Origin of the sequence: Vibrio sp. Vb1337 (assembly GCF_033338715.1) — a bacterium.
In the GTDB taxonomy this organism is placed as follows: Bacteria; Pseudomonadota; Gammaproteobacteria; order Enterobacterales; family Vibrionaceae; genus Vibrio; species Vibrio alginolyticus.
Genome location: NZ_JAWOTD010000267.1, coordinates 1 through 1,048, shown reverse-complemented (window position 1 = coordinate 1,048; position 1,048 = coordinate 1). Strand labels below are relative to the sequence as shown.

General features: G+C 47.5%; 1 protein-coding gene. It reads left to right on the top strand.

Going from position 1 to position 1,048, the window contains the following annotated elements:
• Window positions 1-1,048: lysophospholipid acyltransferase family protein (locus tag R7E42_RS25540; RefSeq protein ID WP_318073316.1), on the top strand; the 1,048-nt coding region annotated here is incomplete at both ends.

Sequence of the window (1,048 nt, the reverse complement as noted above, 5' to 3'; positions counted from 1 at the left end):
GCCCAACGCCCCGTGAATACGGATACCAAAACTTTCTTGCGATTCACACTGGATATTTTGGGTATCGACTATCGCATTGCCCATGGTTCGCTCGACGCAGTGCCAAAGCAAGGCGCAACCGTCATTGTGGCGAATCACCCTCTCGGCTGTGTTGAAGGCGTGATTCTCGCCGAACTACTGTTGATGGTACGAGACGATATCCAAATTTTAGCGAATCAGTACCTAAAAACCGTGCCAGAGCTCGACCAACTTTTTATTGGTGTCGACGTATTCGAGGGCAAAGATGCGGTCAAGTCGAACATGAAGGCACTTAGAGCAGCCAACAAACACCTTGCGAATGGCGGCTTGTTATTAGTTTTCCCTGCGGGTGAAGTGTCGCAGTTGGTGGATGCCAAACAACAGCGTTTAGAAGACAAAGAATGGAGCCGCAGTGTCAGTGCATTAATTCGTAAGAACAAAGCAGTCACTGTTCCCGTCTTCATTCGTGGGCAGAACTCAAAACGCTTCTACATGGCAGGTAAAATCCACCCTCTTTTACGCACCTTGATGTTAGGAAGAGAGCTACTCAACAAGAGCGCAAAAACCATTGAGTTGTCCTTTGGGCAAGCAATCAAGTTTAAAGAACTCAATAACCTCAACGATGATCAGATCGTCAATTATCTGAGGCTTAACACCTATCTGCTTAACCGCGATGTAAGTGCCACTCAGCAAACGGTCTCAGACAATGATCTCTTACCTATTGCGGCAGGGTTACCCATAGGCCAATTGCTTGAAGAGCTGCACAGCTTACCGACAGAAACCCAATTGCTTCAAAATGGCGAGTTCGACGTGTACTGCGCCAGCGCACAGCAGATCCCATCTCTCCTGCATGAAATTGGCCGCTTGCGAGAACATAATTTCCGTCAAGTTGGCGAAGGGACCGGACAAGCGATAGACATCGATCATTTCGATCATGATTACCTGCACCTGTTTGTGTGGGATCGTAAGAACCAATGCATGGTAGGAGCTTACCGTCTTGGATTAGTTGATCAATTATTGGCGAAATATG